Genomic DNA, 18,273 nt, shown 5'->3' on the forward strand with positions numbered 1-18,273 from the left:
ATGGACAAGGAACAGAAGCTCCGGGACTACCTCAAGCGAGCCAGTGCCGACCTGAAGCGTTCGCGGCAGCGGGTGAGCGAGCTGGAGGCGGCGGCCACCGAGCCCATCGCGATCGTCGGCATGGGCTGCCGCTACCCGGGCGGCGTGAACAGCCCCGAGGACCTGTGGCGGATGCTGGCCGCCGGTGAGGACGGCATCACCCCCATGCCCGGCGACCGCGGCTGGGAGGCCGCGATCGGCGACGGGCCCGCAGACTTCGCCGGCGGCTTCCTGCACGACGCGCCCGCCTTCGACGCGGACTTCTTCGGCATCTCGCCCCGCGAGGCCCTGTCCATGGACCCGCAGCAGCGCCTGCTCCTGGAGACCTCCTGGGAGGCCTTCGAGCGCGCCGGCATCGACCCGTCCGGCGTGCGCGGCAGCCGCACCGGCGTGTTCGTCGGCGCCATGCCGCAGGACTACCGCGTCGGCCCCGACGACGACGTCCAGGGCTTCCAGCTCACCGGCAACGCCACCAGCATCCTGTCCGGCCGGCTCTCCTACTTCTACGGCGCCGTCGGCCCCGCCGTGACCGTCGACACCGCCTGCTCGTCCTCCCTGGTCGCCCTGCACCTGGCCGCGCAGTCGCTGCGGGCGGGGGAGTGCTCGCTGGCGCTGGCGGCCGGTGTCACCGTGATGGCGAGCCCCACCACGTTCGTCGAGTTCGCCCGCCAGGGCGGCCTCGCCGGTGACGGCCGCTGCAAGTCCTTCGCCGACGCCGCCGACGGCACCGGCTGGTCCGAGGGCGTCGGCGTCCTCGTCCTGGAACGCCTCTCCGACGCCCGCCGGGGCGGCCACCGCGTGCTCGCCGTCGTCCGCGGCTCCGCCGTCAACCAGGACGGCGCCTCCAACGGCCTCACCGCTCCCAACGGCCCCTCCCAGCAGCGCGTCATCGAGGCCGCCCTGGTCAACGCCCGCCTCTCCGCCGCCGAGGTGGACGCGGTCGAGGCGCACGGCACCGGCACCGTCCTCGGTGACCCCGTCGAGGCGCAGGCCCTGCTCGCCACCTACGGCCGGGGCCGCGACCCCGAGCGCCCGCTGCTCCTCGGCTCCGTCAAGTCGAACCTCGGCCACACCCAGGCCGCCGCCGGTGTCGCCGGCGTCATCAAGACGGTCATGGCGCTCCACCACGACCTGCTCCCGCGCACCCTGCACGTGGACCGGCCGTCCACCCACGTCGACTGGACCGAGGGAGCCGTCCGCCTCCTCACCGAGCCCGCACCGTGGCCGCGCCGCGACGACGGCCCGCGCCGGGCCGGCATCTCCTCCTTCGGTCTGTCCGGCACCAACGCGCACACCATCATCGAGGAGGCCCCCGCCGAGGAGACCCCCGCGGCCCCCGCCGTCGAACCCGGCGTCCTGCCCTGGCTGCTGTCCGGCCGCACCACCGACGCCCTGCGCGAGCAGGCCGGCCGGCTGCTGACCCACCTCCGCGACCGGCCCGCGCTCACCGCCCTCGACACCGCCCACGCCCTGGCCACCACCCGCTCCGCCTTCGAGCACCGCGCCGCGCTCACCGCCGCCGACCGCGACACCGCCCTCGCCGCCCTCACGGCGCTCGCCGCCGGCGAGGACGCGCCCGGCCTCACCGTCCGCCACACCCGCGGCCGCCCCAAGCTCGCCGTGCTCTTCTCCGGCCAGGGCTCCCAGCGCCCCGGCATGGGCCGCGGCCTGTACGCCCGCTTCCCCGTCTTCGCGCGCGCCCTCGACGAGGTCCTCGGCCACCTCGACACCCTGCTCGACCGCCCGCTGCGCCCCCTGCTGCTGGCCGAGGAGGGCACCGCCGAGGCCGCCCTGCTCGACCGCACCGGATACGCGCAGCCCGCCCTCTTCGCCCTCGAGGTCGCCCTATACCGGCTGGTGGAGTCCTGGGGCGTGACCCCCGACCACGTCACCGGCCACTCCGTCGGCGAGATCACCGCCGCGCACGTCGCGGGCGTCTTCTCCCTCCAGGACGCCTGCACCCTGGTCGCCGCCCGCGGCCGGCTGATGGAGGCGCTGCCCGAGGGCGGCGCCATGGTCTCCGTCGAGGCCACCGAGGACGAGGTGGCCCCGCTGGTCGCCGAGCGCGCCGAACGGGTGTCGATCGCCGCCCTCAACGGCCCCCTCGCCGTGGTCGTCGCGGGCGCCGCCGACGACGTCGACGCCGTGGCGGCCCACTTCGACGGGCTCGGCCGCCGCACCCGCCGGCTGCGCGTCTCGCACGCCTTCCACTCGCCGCTGATGGAGCCGATGCTCGCGGAGTTCCGGGAGACCGTCGCCGGGCTGAACCCGCAGGCCCCCGCGCTGCCCGTGGTCTCCAACCTCACCGGCACGCCCGCCACCGTCGGACAGCTCACCTCCGCCGACTACTGGACCGACCACGTCCGCCACGCCGTCCGCTTCGCCGACGGCGTCTCCTGGCTGGCCGGCCACGGCACCGGCGTCTTCCTCGAACTCGGCCCCGACGGCACCCTGTCCGCGCTCACCCGCGCCTGCCTGGACGCCGCCGGACACGAGGACGCCGCCGTCCTGCCCGCCCTGCGCAAGGACCGCCCCGAGCCCACCGCGCTCACCGAGACCGCCGCCGGCCTGTACCTGCACGGCGTGCCGCTGCGCTGGGACACCTGGTTCGAGGGCACCGGCGCCCGCCGCGCCGACCTGCCGACGTACGCCTTCCAGCACCGCCGCTTCTGGCCCAAGGGCGTCACCGGGACCGCCGGCGACGTACGGGCCGCGGGCCTGGGCGCCGCCCACCACCCGCTGCTGGCCGCCGCCGTCACCCTCGCCAACTCCGACGGACTGCTGCTCACCGGCCGCCTCTCGGTGCGCACCCAACCCTGGCTCGCCGACCATGCGGTCCGCGGCACCGTCCTGCTGCCCGGCACCGCCTTCCTGGAGCTGGCGGTGCGGGCCGGCGACGAGGTCGGCTGCGACCGCGTCGAGGACCTCACCCTCGCCGCCCCGCTCGCCCTGCCCGAGGACGGCGGCGTCCAGGTCCAGGTGTGGATCGCCGGCCCCGACGACACCGGCCGCCGCGCCCTCAGCCTCTACGCCCGCCCCGACGGCGACGACGAACTGCCCTGGACCCGGCACGCCACCGGCACCCTCGCCCCCGGCGCCCGCCACGAGGACGGCTTCGACGCGACCGTGTGGCCCCCGGCCGGCGCCGAACCGGTCGGCCTGGACGGCTTCTACGACTCGCTCGCCGACGCCGGCTTCGGCTACGGCCCGGCCTTCCGCGGCCTGCGGGCGGTGTGGCGGCGCGGCGAGGAGACCTTCGCCGAGGTCGCCCTCGACGCCGGACCCGCCGGCGACGCGCCCTCCTTCGGCCTCCACCCCGCGCTCCTCGACGCCGCCCTGCACGCCACCGCCTTCGCCCCGCTCGGCGAGGACGGACGCGGCGGCCTGCCGTTCTCCTGGCAGGACGTCACCCTGCACGCGAGCGGTGCCACCGAGGCCCGCGTGCGGCTCGTCCCGGCCGGCGACGACGCCGTGTCGATCACCGTCGCCGACACCACCGGCGCGCCCGTCGCCTCCGTGGCCTCCCTGGTGCTGCGCACCGCCCCGGACGCCCGCGCCACCGCCGCCTCCCACCTGGAGCGGGACGCGCTGTTCGCCCTGGACTGGACCCGGACCACCGCCCCCGCCGACGGCACCGCTCCGCCGGCGGCCGTGGGCCTGCTCGGCGGCGACCCCTTCGGCCTCACCGCCGCCCTGACCGCCGCCGGCACGACGGTCACCGACGCCAGCGAGGGGACGCCGGACCTGGTGCTCGCCCCCGTCGCCGGCGCGGGCGACGACCGGATGCCCGACTCCGTGCACGAGGTCACCGCACGCGCCCTCGGCCACCTGAAGGACTGGCTCGACGACCCGGCCCGGTCCGGCTCCCGGCTGGTCTTCGTCACCCGGGGTGCCGTCGCCACCGACGGCGGCGGCGTCACCGACCCCGCCGCCGCGGCCGTCTGGGGCCTGGTCCGCTCCGCGCAGACCGAACACCCCGGCCGCTTCGGCCTGCTGGACCTCGACCCGGCGTCCACGGCCGACCCCTCCTCCGCCCTCCAGGCCGCCCTCACCGCCGACGAACCGCAGACCGCCGTCCGCGACGGCGAGGTCCTCGGCGCCCGCCTCACCCGCGTCCGCCCGCCCGCCGAACGGGACACCCCCGCCTGGAACCCCGACGGCACCGTCGTGATCACCGGCGGCACCGGCGGCCTGGGCGCCGTCCTCGCCCGCCACCTCGTCGCCGAACACGGCGTACGGCACCTGCTCCTCGCCGGCCGGCGCGGACCCGACGCCCCCGGCGCCGCCGAACTCGCCGACGCCCTGCGCGCGTCGGGCGCCGAGGTCACCCTCCGGGCCTGCGACGCCGCCGACCCCGACGCCGTCTCCGCGCTCTTCGCCGGCGTCCCCGAGGACCACCCCGTCACCGCCGTGGTGCACACCGCGGGCGTCCTCGACGACGGGCTCGTGGAGTCCTTCACCGCCGACCGCCTCACCGCCGTCCTGCGGCCCAAGGCCGACGCCGTCTGGCACCTGCACCGGGCCACGCGCGACCTCGACCTCGCCGCGTTCGTCGTCTTCTCCTCCTTCGCCGGTACCGCCGGCGCCCCCGCCCAGGCCGGCTACGCCGCCGCCAACGCCTTCCTCGACGCGCTCGCCGCGACCCGGCGCGCCTCGGGGCTGCCCGCGCTCTCCCTCGGCTGGGGCCCCTGGGCGCCCGGCACCGGCATGACCGGCGAACTCACCGAGCACGACCTGCGCCGCCTGTCCCGCTCCGGCACGCCCCCGCTCACCCCCGAGGAGGGCCTGGCCCTCTTCGACGCCGCCCTCGCCCTGCCCCGCGCGGCCGTCCTGCCCGTCCGGCTCGACCTGGCCGCGCTACGCGGTGGGGGAGAGGTGCCGCCGCTGCTGCGCGGCCTGATCCGGGCCCGCCGCCGCACCGTGCGCACCGGCTCCGAGGCCGCCCTCGGCCTCACCCGGCGACTGTCCCGGCTCGACGCCGAGGCCCGCACCGAGACCGTCACCGACCTGGTGCGCGCCCAGGTGGCCGCCGTACTCGGCCACGCCTCCGCCACCGACATCGACCCCGAACGCGCCTTCCAGGACCTCGGCTTCGACTCCCTGACCGCCGTCGAGCTGCGCAACCGGCTCGCCGCCGTCACCGGCCTGCGCACCTCCGCCACCGTCGTCTTCGACCACCCCACGGTCTCCGCGCTCGCCGCCCACCTGCTGGAGGAGCTGACCGGCGCCGCGGACACGGACGCGGCCGCCCCGGCGGCCGGCCCGGCGGCCGGCGCCGACGACCCGATCGTCATCGTCGGCATGAGCTGCCGCTACCCCGGCGGCGTCAGCTCCCCCGACGACCTGTGGCGCCTGGTCACCGAGGGCACCGACGCGGTCGGCGGGCTGCCCGTCAACCGCGGCTGGGACCTGGACGCGCTGTACCACCCGGACCCCGACCACCCCGGCACCTCGTACACCCGCCACGGCGGATTCCTGCACGACGCGGGCGACTTCGACCCCGGCTTCTTCGGCATGAGCCCCCGCGAGGCGCTGGCCACCGACTCCCAGCAGCGGCTGCTCCTGGAGGCGTCCTGGACCGCCGTGGAGCACGCCGGCATCGACCCGGTCTCCCTGCGCGGCAGCCGCACCGGCGTCTTCGCCGGCGTCATGTACAGCGACTACTCCGCCGTCCTCGCCGACGAGCGCTTCGAGGGCCACCAGGGCAGCGGTACCGCGCCCAGCATCGCCTCCGGCCGGGTCTCCTACGCCCTCGGCCTGGAGGGCCCGGCGGTCACCGTCGACACCGCCTGCTCCTCCTCCCTGGTCGCCCTGCACTGGGCGATGCAGGCCCTGCGCTCCGGCGAGTGCTCCCTCGCCCTGGCCGGCGGCGTCACCGTGATGTCCACGCCGACCTCCCTGATCGAGTTCTCCCGCCAGCGCGGCCTGTCGCCCGACGGCCGCTGCAAGGCGTTCTCCGACGACGCCGACGGCGTCGGCTGGTCCGAGGGCGTCGGCGTCCTCGTCCTGGAACGGCTCTCCGACGCCCGCCGCAACGGCCACGAGGTCCTCGCCGTGGTCCGCGGCTCGGCCGTCAACCAGGACGGCGCCTCCAACGGCCTGACCGCCCCCAACGGCCCCTCCCAGCAGCGCGTCATCCGCCAGGCCCTCGGCACCGCCGGGCTCACCCCCGCCGACGTGGACGCCGTCGAGGCCCACGGCACCGGCACCACCCTGGGCGACCCCATCGAGGCACAGGCCCTCCTCGCCACCTACGGCCAGGACCGCGACCCCGAACGCCCCCTGCTGCTCGGCTCGGTGAAGTCCAACATCGGCCACACCCAGGCCGCCGCCGGCGTCGCCGGCGTCATCAAGATGGTCATGGCGATGCGCCACGGCGAACTGCCGCGCACCCTGCACGCCGACCGGCCCTCCCGCCACGTCGACTGGGAGTCCGGCGCCGTCGCCCTCCTCCAGGAGCACACCGCCTGGCCCGAGACGGGCCGCCCCCGCCGCGCCGCCGTCTCCTCCTTCGGCATCAGCGGCACCAACGCCCACGTCGTCCTGGAACAGCCCGCGCCGCGCCCCGCGCCCCGCCCCGCCGCCGCGGACGCCGGCGCGCCCGCCGTCCTGCCCTGGGTCCTGTCCGGCCGCACCCGGCCCGCGCTGCGCGCCCAGGCCGCCCGCCTCCTCGCCCACCTGGACGAGCGCCCCGCCCTCGCACCCGCCGACGTGACCCTCTCCCTGGCCACCACCCGGCCCGCGTTCGAACAGCGCGCCGTCGCCGTCGGCACCCCCGACGACGTACGGCGGGCCCTGGCCGCCCTCGCCGCCGACCGGCCCGACCCGGCGCTGGTCCTCGGCGAGACCGGCGGCGCCGGCCGCACCGCCCTGCTCTTCACCGGACAGGGCAGCCAGCGCCCCGGCACCGGCCGCGAACTGTACGCCCGCCACCCGCGGTTCGCCGAGGCGCTCGACGAGGTCGTGGCGAAACTCGACCCGCTGCTCACCGACCCGGAGACGGAGGCCGCGCCGCGCTCCCTCAAGGACGTCCTCTTCGCCGAGGACGGCACCCCCGAGGCCGCCGCGCTGTACGAGACCGGCTGGACCCAGCCCGCCCTGTTCGCCCTCGGAACCGCCCTGTACCACCTGGTCCGCTCCTGGGGCGTGCGCCCCGGCGTGCTCCTCGGGCACTCCATCGGCGGCATCACCGCCGCCCACGTCGCGGGCGTCCTCTCCCTGGACGACGCCTGCGCCCTGGTCGCCGCGCGCGCCCGGCTGATGCAGGCACTGCCCGAGGGCGGCGCCATGTACGCCGTACAGGCCACCGAGGACGAGGTGCTGTCGCTGCTGGACGGCCTGGAGGACCAGGTCTGCCTGGCCGCCGTCAACAGCCCCGGCTCCGTGGTCGTCTCCGGGGACGAGGACGCCGCCGAGCGCGTCGCCGCCCACTTCGCCGGCCAGGGCCGCACCACCCGCCGGCTGCGGGTCAGCCACGCCTTCCACTCGCCGCGCATGGACGCGATGCTCGACGCCTACCGGCAGGTCGCCGAGGGCCTGACCTACCACGAGCCGGCCGTGCCGGTCGTCTCCGACCTCACCGGCCGCCCCGCCACCGGCGACGACCTGCGCACCGCCGACTACTGGGTGCGCCACGTCCGCGGCACCGTCCGCTTCGCCGACGCCGTGCGCGCCGCCCACGAGGCGGGCGCCGCCACCTTCCTCGAACTCGGCCCCGGCGGCTCCCTGGCCTCCCTCACCGAGGACACCCTCGGCGACGACGCCGGCACCGACGCCGTCCCGCTGCTGCGCGCCGACCGCCCCGAGGACGTCAGCGCCCTCACCGCCCTCGCCCGCCTGCACGTGCGCGGAGTCCGCGTGGACTGGTCCGCCCCGCACACCGGCACCGGCGCCACCACCGTCGAACTGCCCACCTACGCCTTCCAGCACGAGACGTACTGGCCCGACACCACCGCCCTCGGCGCCCGCCGCGCCGTGTCCGACCCGGCCGACGCCGCCCTGTGGACCGCCGTCGAACGCGGCGACGCCGACGGGCTCGCCGGACTCCTCGGCCTGCGCGACGAGGAACACGCCTCCCTGTACGCGCTGCTGCCCTCGCTGTCGTCCTGGCGGCGCGCCCGGCAGGAGAAGTCCGTCCTGGACGCCGCCCGCTACCAGGTCGCCTGGCGACCCGCCACCACCGGCGCCCCCGTCCTGGACGGCACCTGGCTCGCCGTCACCACCGCCGGCGACGAGGCCGGCGAGGTCCTCGACGCGCTGCGCGGCCACGGCGCCCTGTTCCGGCGCCTCGAACTCGACGCCACCCACCTCGACCGCGAGCACCTCGCCGACGCCCTGCGCGCCGCCGGCGCCGGCGAAGCCGCCGGCATCCTGAACCTGCTGCCGCTCGCCGACGGCCCCCACCCCACCGACGGGACCCCCGGGGACACCGCCACCGGCGGCCTCCCGCCCGGCTTCGCCCTCGGCGTCGTCCTCGCCCAGGCCTGCGGCGACACCGGCACCACCGCCCCGCTGTGGACCGTCACCCGCGGCGCCGTCTCCACCGGCGCCGGCGACCCGCTCACCCACCCCGCCCGCGCCGCCCACTGGGGCCTGGGCCGGGTCACCGCCCTGGAACGCCCCGAACAGCCCGGCGGCCTCGTCGACCTGCCGGCCGTCCTCGACGCGCCCGCCGCGCAGCGCCTGGCCGGCGTGCTCGCCGCCCGCGACGGCGACGACCAGGTCGCCGTCCGCGCCTCCGGCGTCCTCGTCCGCCGCGTCGTCCGCCACCCCGGCGCCGACCTGCCCCGCGAGGACGCCCTCACCGCCTCCGGCACCGTCCTGATCACCGGCGGCACCGGCGGACTCGGCGCCGAGACCGCCCGCCTGCTGGCCCGCGCCGGCGCCGGCCACCTGATCCTCACCGGCCGGCGCGGCCCCGACGCGCCGGGCGCCGCCGACCTCGCCGCCGAACTTCAGGAGTCGGGCGCCCGCGTCACCCTCGTCGCCTGCGACAGCGCCGACCGCGACGCCCTCGCCGCCGTCCTCGCCGCGATCCCCGAGGACGCCCCGCTCACCGGCGTGGTGCACGCCGCGGGTGTCGGCCAGGCCGCCCCGCTGTCCGCCACCCCGCTGGCCGACACCGCCGCCACGATGGCCGCCAAGACCCTCGGCGCCGCCCACCTCGACGCCCTGCTCGACGGCCACGACCTGGACTTCTTCCTGCTGTACTCGTCCGTCGCCGGAGTGTGGGGCAGCGCCGGACAGAGCGCCTACGCCGCCGCCAACGCCTACCTCGACGCCCTCGCCGAGCACCGGCGCGCCCGCGGCCTGACCGCCACCGCCGTCGCCTGGGGCCCGTGGGCCGAGACCGGCATGGCCCACGCCCACCACTCCGTCTCCGACACCCTCGAACGCAGCGGACTGCGCCTGCTGGCCCCCGCCACCGCCGTCACCGAACTGCGCCGCGCCCTCGTCCAGCGGGACACCGCCGTCACCGTCGCCGACGTCGACTGGGAGCAGTACCACCCGGTCTTCACCGCCGTACGCGCCAGCCGCCTCTTCGACGAGATCGACACCGTGCGCGCCCTGGCCGTCCCCGCGGACACCACCGCCGCCGCCGCCTCCGAACTGGCCGGACGGCTGCGCGGACTGACCGGCGACGAGCAGCAGCGGCTGCTCGTGGACCTGGTGCGCTCCGAGGCCGCCGTCGTCCTCGGCCACACCTCCGCCGACGGCGTCCCCGCCAAACGCGCCTTCCGCGACGCGGGCTTCGACTCGCTGACCGCCGTGGAACTGCGCAAGCGCCTCGCCGCGCTCACCGGCCTCGCCCTGCCCACCACCCTGGTCTTCGACCACCCCAGCCCGGCCGCCCTCGCCCGCCACCTCCGGGACGAACTCCTCGGCACCGGCGACAGCGCACCCCTCGCCACCGCCGGCCAGGCCGCCACCGACGAGCCCATCGCCATCATCGGCATGAGCTGCCGCTTCCCCGGCGGCGCCCGCTCCGCCGACGCGTTCTGGCGGCTCGTCGCCGACGGCACCGACACCATCTCCGACTTCCCCACCAACCGCGGCTGGGACGCCGACGCCCTCTACGACCCCGACCCCGACCACCCCGGCACCACCTACTCCACCCTCGGCGGCTTCCTCCACGACGCGGGAGAGTTCGACCCCGGCTTCTTCGGCATCTCGCCCCGCGAGGCCGTCACCATGGACCCGCAGCAGCGGCTGCTCCTGGAGACCACCTGGGAGGCGTTCGAGCACGCCGGGATCGACCCCGCCGCGGTGCACTCCACGCCCACCGGCACCTTCATCGGCTCCACCTACCAGGACTACGGCGTCGCCATGGACGACGGCTCCGCCGGGCACGCCGTCACCGGCTCCAGTCCCAGCGTCCTGTCCGGCCGGCTCGCCTACACCTTCGGCCTGGAGGGCCCGGCGGTCACCGTCGACACCGCCTGCTCCTCCTCCCTGGTCGCGCTGCACCTGGCCTGCCAGTCGCTGCGCAACGGCGAGAGCAGCCTCGCCCTCGCGGGCGGCGCCACCGTCATGACCAACCCGATGTCGTTCATCGCGTTCAGCCGGCAGCGGGCCCTGGCCCGTGACGGACGCTGCAAGGCGTTCTCCGACGACGCCGACGGCATGACCCTCGCCGAGGGCGTCGGCGTCCTCGTCCTGGAGCGGCTCTCCGACGCCCGCCGCAACGGCCACGAGGTCCTCGCCGTCATCCGCGGCTCCGCCGTCAACCAGGACGGCGCCTCCAACGGCCTGACCGCCCCCAACGGCCCCTCCCAGGTCCGCGTCATCCGCCAGGCCCTGAACGCCGCCGGACTCACCCCTGACGACATCGACGTGGTCGAGGCGCACGGCACCGGCACCGCGCTCGGCGACCCGATCGAGGCACAGGCCCTGCACGCCACCTACGGACGGGACCGCGACCCCGAGCGCCCCCTGCTGCTGGGCTCGGTGAAGTCCAACATCGGCCACACCCAGTCGGCCGCCGGTGTCGCCGGCGTCATCAAGATGGTCATGGCGATGCGGCACGGCACCCTGCCGCGCACCCTGCACGCCGACCGGCCGTCCACCCACGTCGACTGGTCGAGCGGCACCGTCCGCCTCGTCACCGAGACCACCGACTGGCACAAGGACGACGCCCCGCTGCGCTGCGCCGTCTCCTCCTTCGGCATCAGCGGCACCAACGCCCACGCCGTCCTGGAGCAGGCGCCCGCCGCTCCGGAACCCGACGGGGCCGCCGAGCCCGCCCTCCCGGCCGGCGGCACCCTGCCCTGGATCCTGTCCGCCGCCGCCCCCGCCGCGCTGCGCGACCAGGCCCGCAACCTCGCCGCGCACGTCACCGCCGCCGGCCCGCACCCCACCGACGTCGGCCACACCCTGATCACCGCCCGCTCCGTACTGGAGCACCGGGCGGTCGCTCTCGGCACCACCACCGGCGAACTCACCGACGCGCTCACCGCGTTCGCCGACGGCGCGTCCACCGCCCAGGTCGTCGGCGGCACCGCCGACACCGACGGCCGCACCGTGTTCGTCTTCCCCGGCCAGGGCTCCCAGTGGGCCGGCATGGGCGCCGAACTCCTCGACACCTCACCCGTGTTCGCCGAGCGGCTGCACGAGTGCGCCGCCGCGCTCGCCCCGTTCACCGACTGGTCCCTGACCGACGTCATCCGCGGCGCCGACGGCGCGCCCGACTTCGACCGCGTCGACGTCGTCCAGCCCGCCACCTGGGCCGTCATGGTCTCCCTGGCCGAGCTGTGGCGCGCCCACGGCGTCACCCCGGACGCCGTCGTCGGCCACTCCCAGGGCGAGATCGCCGCCGCCGTCGTCTCCGGCGCCCTGTCCCTGGAGGACGGCGCCCGCGTCGTCGCCCTGCGCAGCCAGGCCATCGGCCGCGTCCTGGCCGGCGCCGGCGGCATGATGTCCGTACAGCTGCCCGCCGCCGAGGCGGAGGAGTACCTGGCCGCCCACGACGGCGCCGTCTCCGTCGCCGCCGTCAACGGACCCCGCTCCGTGGTCCTCGCCGGCACTCCCGAAGCGCTCGACGCCCTGCACGCCGAGTTCACCGCCCGGGACGTACGGGCCCGCCGCGTCGCCGTGGACTACGCCTCCCACTCCCCGCAGGTCGAGCGTATCCACGACGAACTCCTCGCACTCCTCGCCCCCGTGACGCCCCGCCGGGCACGGGTGCCCTTCCACTCCACCGTCACCGGCGAGATCCTCGACACGGCCGCCACGGACGCCGCCTACTGGTACCGCAACCTGCGGCAGACCGTCCGCTTCGAGGACGCCGTACGCGCCCTCCTCGACGCCGGGCACAGCGTGTTCGTCGAGATCAGCCCGCACCCCGTGCTCACCATGGCGGTGCAGGCCACCGCCGAGGAGACCGGCGACCACATCGCCGTCACCGGCACCCTGCGCCGCGAACAGGGCGGCACCGGACGCTTCCTGGCCTCCCTCGCCGAACAGTGGGTCCGCGGCGGCCGCGCCGACTGGACCGCCGTCTACGCCGGCTGCGGCGCCCGCAGGACACCCCTGCCCACCTACGCCTTCCAACGCGAGCACCTGTGGGTCCAGGCCGCGCCGCCGCGCGCCGCGGACGGCGGCGACCCCGCCGACGCCGAGTTCTGGACCGAGGTCGAGCAGGAGGACGTCGACTCCCTCGCCACCCGCCTGCACCTGGACCGCGACGCCCTCGCCCCCGTCCTGCCCGCCCTGTCCACCTGGCGGCGGCAGCGCCGCGACCGCTCCACCGTCGGCTCCTGGCGCTACCGCGCCACCTGGAAGCCGCTCGCCGCCCTGCCCGACGCCGCCCTCACCGGCACCTGGCTGCTCGTCACCGCAGACGGCACCGACCCCGAGTACACCACCGCCGTACGGGAGGCGCTCGCCGCGCACGGCGCCGACCCGGTGCCGCTGCGCCTCGACGCCGCCGACACCGACCGCGCCCACCTCGCCGCCCGCCTGCGCGAGCTGCCCGAACCCACCGGCGTGGTCTCGCTGCTGGCCGCCGCCGAGGACACCGGCACCCTCCACCCCGTGCTGCCCGCCGGGCTCGCCCTCTCCGTCACCCTGGTCCAGGCCCTCGGCGACGCCGAAGTCGACGCGCCCCTGTGGGCGCTGACCCGCGGCGCCGTCTCCACCGGCCGCGCCGACCGGCTCACCCGGCCCGTACAGGCCATGGTGCACGGCCTCGGCTGGACCGCCGCGCTGGAACACCCGCAGCGCTGGGGCGGCACCGTCGACCTGCCCGAGACCCTCGACCACCGCGCGGCCCAGCGGCTCGCCGCCGTCCTCACCGGCACCACCGGCGAGGACCAGCTCGCCGTCCGCGCCTCCGGCGTCCTCGCCCGCCGCGTCGCCCCGGCGCCCGCGCCGTCCGGCGGCCCCGGCTGGAGCCCGCGCGGCACCGTCCTGGTCACCGGCGGCACCGGCACCCTCGGCCCCCACCTGGCCCGCTGGCTCGCCGACCGGGGCGCCCGCGACCTGGTCCTCACCAGCCGCCGCGGCGACACCGCCCCCGGAGCGGCCGAACTCGTCGCCGAGCTCACCGAACGCGGCTGCACCGCCACCGTCGCCGCCTGCGACGTCACCGACCGGGACGCCGTCGCCGCGCTCCTGGACGGGCTCGCCGCCGAGGGCCGCACCGTCCGCAGCGTCTTCCACACCGCCGCCGTCATCGAACTCCAGTCGATCGACGAGACCGGCCTGGACGCCTTCGCCAAGGTCGTGCACGCCAAGACCGCCGGCGCCGCCCACCTCGACGAACTCCTCGACGACGACCAGCTCGACGCGTTCGTCCTGTACTCCTCCACCGCCGGCCTGTGGGGCAGCGGCCGGCACGCCGCGTACGTCGCCGCCAACGCCCACCTCAACGCGCTCGCCGAGCACCGCCGCGCCCGCGGCGCCCGCGCCACCGCGATCTCGTGGGGCATCTGGGCCGACGACATGAAGCTCGGCCGCGTCGACCCCGGCCAGATCCGCCGCAGCGGCCTGGTCTTCATGAACCCCGAACTGGCCCTCGCCGGACTGCGCCAGGCCCTCGACGCCGACGAGGGCGTCCTCGCCGTCGCCGACGTCGACTGGGACCGCTACCACCCGGTGTTCACCTCCTCCCGCCCCACCAGCCTGTTCGAGGACGTCCCCGACGTACGGCGCCTCACCGAGGAGTCCGAGGCCCGCGCCGCCGACGGCGGCGAGTTCACCGCCCGGCTGCGCGCCCTGCCCGCCGCCGAACAGGACCGCCTCCTGCTGGACCTGGTGCGCTCCGAGGCCGCCACCGTCCTCGGCCACGCCTCCCCGGAGGTGCTGTCCGAGCGCCGCGCCTTCCGCGACGTCGGCTTCGACTCGCTCACCGCCGTCGACCTTCGCAACCGGCTCGCCGCCGTCACCGGCCTCACCCTGCCGAGCACCCTCGTCTTCGACTACCCGGACCCGCTCACCCTCGTCGCGCACCTGCGCGGCCTCGTCGGCGGCCCCGGCACCGAGGACCACGGACCGGTGCGCACCACCGCCGCCGTCGACGACGAGCCCATCGCCGTCGTCGCCATGAGCTGCCGCTACCCCGGCGGCATCACCAGCCCCGAGGCCCTGTGGGACCTCGTCGCGGCCGGCGGCGACGCCATCACCGGCTTCCCCGCCGACCGCGGCTGGGACGCCGACGCCCTCTACGACCCCGACCCCGACAAGCCCGGCACCACCTACTCCACCCAGGGCGGTTTCCTCCACGACGTCGCCGACTTCGACGCCGCCTTCTTCGGCATCTCGCCGCGCGAGGCCCTCGCCATGGACCCGCAGCAGCGGCTCCTGCTGGAGACCGGCTGGGAGGTCCTGGAACGCGCCGGCATCGACCCCGCCACCCTCCGGGGCAGCCTCACCGGCACCTTCATTGGCGCCAGCTACCAGGACTACACGGCGGGCGGCGCCGCCTCCGAGGGCGCCGAGGGCCACCTCATCACCGGCACCATCTCCAGCGTGATGTCCGGCCGCCTCGCCTACACCTTCGGCCTGGAGGGCCCGGCCGTCACCCTGGACACCGCCTGCTCCTCCTCGCTCGTCGCCCTGCACCTGGCCTGCCAGTCGCTGCGCAACGGCGAGAGCACCCTCGCCCTCGCCGGCGGCGTCAGCGTCATGGCCACCCCCAGCGCCTTCACCGGCTTCAGCCGGCAGCGCGCCATGGCCCCCGACGGCCGCTGCAAGGCGTACGCCGAGGGCGCCGACGGCATGAGCCTCGCCGAGGGCGTCGGCCTCGTCCTGGTCGAACGGCTCTCCGACGCCCGCCGCAACGGGCACCCCGTGCTCGCCGTGATCCGCGGCTCCGCCGTCAACCAGGACGGCGCCTCCAACGGCCTCACCGCCCCCAACGGTCCCTCCCAGGCCCGGGTGATCCGCCAGGCCCTCAGCAACGCGAACCTCACCCCCGCCGACGTCGACGTGGTCGAGGGCCACGGCACCGGCACCGCGCTCGGCGACCCCATCGAGGCCCAGGCCCTCCTCGCCACCTACGGCCAGGGCCGGCCCGCCGACCGGCCGCTGCTGCTCGGCTCGGTGAAGTCCAACATCGGCCACACCCAGATGGCGTCCGGCATCGCCGGCGTCATGAAGGTGGTCATGGCGATGCGCCACGGCACCGTGCCGCCCACCCTGCACGTGGACACCCCCTCCCGCCACGTCGACTGGGACTCCGGCGCCATCGACCTGGTCACCGACACCGTGCCCTGGCCCGAGACCGGCCGGCCCCGCCGCGCCGCCGTCTCCTCCTTCGGCCTCAGCGGCACCAACGTCCACACCGTCGTCGAACAGGCCCCCGACACCCCCGACGCGGAGCGGCCGCAGGCCGTACCCGCCGCGGACCCCGGCACCCTGCCGGCCGGCGTGCCGCTGGTCCTGTCCGCCCGCACCGCCCCCGCCCTGCGCGCCCAGGCCGGCCGGCTCCTCGACCACACCGGGGCCCACCCCGACGTCCCGCTGCTCGACGTGGCCCACTCCCTGGCCACCACCCGCGGCACCCTGGAACACCGCGCCGCCGTCCTCGCCGGCGACCGCGACGGGGTCCTGCGCGCCCTGACCGCGCTGCGCGACGGCACCCCCGACGGCGCCCTCGTCACCGGCGCCCCCTCCCGGGGCCGCCTCGCCTTCCTGTTCACCGGGCAGGGCAGCCAGCGCGCCGCCATGGGCCGCGGACTGTACGACCGGTACCCGGCCTTCGCGGACGCCCTGGACGCCGTCCTCACCCGCTTCGACCGGGAACTCGAACGCCCCCTGCGGGACGTGCTGTTCGCCGAGGAGGGCACCGAGGACGCCGACCTCCTGCACGACACCGCCTACACCCAGCCCGCCCTGTTCGCCCTCGAAGTGGCCCTCTACCGGCTCGTCGAGTCCTGGGGCATCGTCCCCGACGGCGTCGCCGGTCACTCCGTCGGCGAACTCGCCGCCGCCCACGTCGCCGGCGTCCTCTCCCTGGACGACGCCTGCACCCTCGTCGCCGCCCGGGGCCGCCTCATGGCCGCCCTGCCGGCCGGCGGCGCCATGGTCGCCGTACAGGCTGCCGAGGACGAGGTGCTGCCGCTGCTGGACGGCCTGGAGGACCAGGTCTGTCTCGCCGCCGTCAACGGCCCCCGCGCCGTGGTCCTGTCCGGCGAGGAGGACGCCGTCACCCGGATCGCCGCCCGGCTCGCCGCGGACGGCCGCAGAATCCGCGCCCTGCGCGTCAGCCACGCCTTCCACTCGCCGCGCATGGACGCCATGCTCGACGACTTCGCCCGCATCGCCCGCGGCCTCACCTACCACCTGCCGTCCGTCCCGCTGGTGTCCACCGTCACCGGCGAACCCGCCGACACCGACGCGCTGCGCACCCCCGACTACTGGGTGCACCAGGTCCGCGCCACCGTCCGCTTCGCCGACGCCGTGCGCGCCCTCGCCCGGCAGGGACACACCACCTTCCTGGAGATCGGCCCCGACGGCACCCTGTCCGCCGCCGCCCGCGACACCCTCGACACCGCCGACGTCACTCCGGACCACGCCGAGGTGACCACGGTGCCCGCGCTGCGCCGCGACCGCGACGAGGTCACCGCGCTCACCGCCGCCCTGGCCCGCCTCCACGTCCACGGCGCACGCGTCGACTGGTCCGGCGTCCTGCACGGCACCGGCGCCCGCCGCGTCGACCTGCCCACCTACGCCTTCCAGCACAGCCGCTACTGGCCCGACACCGCCCACGGTCCCGCCCCGGCGACCGCGGCCGGCCCGGCCGACGGCGCGGACGCCGCGTTCTGGTCCGCCGTCGAACGCGCCGACCTGCCCGCCCTCGGCGCCGACCTCGGCCTCGACGACGACACCCTCGCCGCCCTCGTGCCCGCCCTGTCCGCGTGGCGGCGCCGCCGCACCGAACGGGCCGCCGCCGACGCCCGCCGCCACCGCGCCGTGTGGAAGCCGCTGGACGGCGCCCCCACCGCCCGCCCGGCCGGCACCTGGCTCGTCCTGCTCCCGGCCACCGGCCCCGGCACCGACGCGGCCGGACTGCCGGACGCCCTCGGCCTGCACGCCGTACGCGTGACCACCGACGGCCGGGACCGCACGGACCTCACCGCCCTCCTGCGGGAACTGCCCGCACCCGACGGCGGCTTCGCCGGCGTCCTGTCCCTGCTCGCCCTCGGCGCCGACGACTCCGTAGGCCTCGACGGAGTGGTGCCCACGGCCACCGCCGTGCAGGCCCTCGGCGACGCGGGCGTCGACGCGCCCCTGTGGGTGCTGACCCGCGGCGCCGTCTCCACCGGCCGCGCCGACCGCCTCGCCCACCCCGGACAGGCCGCCGCACGCGGCCTCCTGCGGGTCGCCGCCCTGGAACACCCCGAGCGCCGCTTCGGCGCCGTCGACCTCCCCGAACACCTCGACACCCGGGCCGTACGCCGCCTGGCGCACCTCCTGGCCGAACCCGGCGACGAGACCGACCTCGCCGTCCGCGCCTCCGCCACCTACGCCCGCCGCCTGGCCCACCACCCCGCGCCCGACGGCCCCGCCCCCCGACGCTTCGCCCCCGAGGGCACCGCCCTGATCACCGGCGGCACCGGCGCCCTCGGCGCCCACGTCGCCCGCCGCCTCGCCGGACGCGGCACCCCGCACCTGCTGCTGGTCAGCCGCCGCGGCCCGGACGCGCCCGGCGCCGCCGAACTCGCGGCGGAGCTGAGGGACCTGGGCGCCCAGGTCACGATCACCGCCTGCGACACCGCCGACCGCGACGCCCTC

Annotated in this window: 1 protein-coding gene (only partly in view); it reads left to right on the forward strand. The window is 76.9% G+C overall.

Features of this window, described 5'->3' with window-relative positions:
* Positions 1 to 18,273 carry the 5' portion of a type I polyketide synthase gene (locus ACH5AO_RS18365; RefSeq protein WP_398925787.1) on the forward strand. Its footprint extends 10,311 nt past the window's final position, so 18,273 of the gene's 28,584 nt are visible here — the first part of the coding sequence; its start codon is at positions 1 to 3; the stop codon falls past the right edge of the window.

The organism is Streptomyces sp. NPDC018964, from assembly GCF_044390325.1.
Lineage (GTDB): Bacteria > Actinomycetota > Actinomycetes > Streptomycetales > Streptomycetaceae > Streptomyces.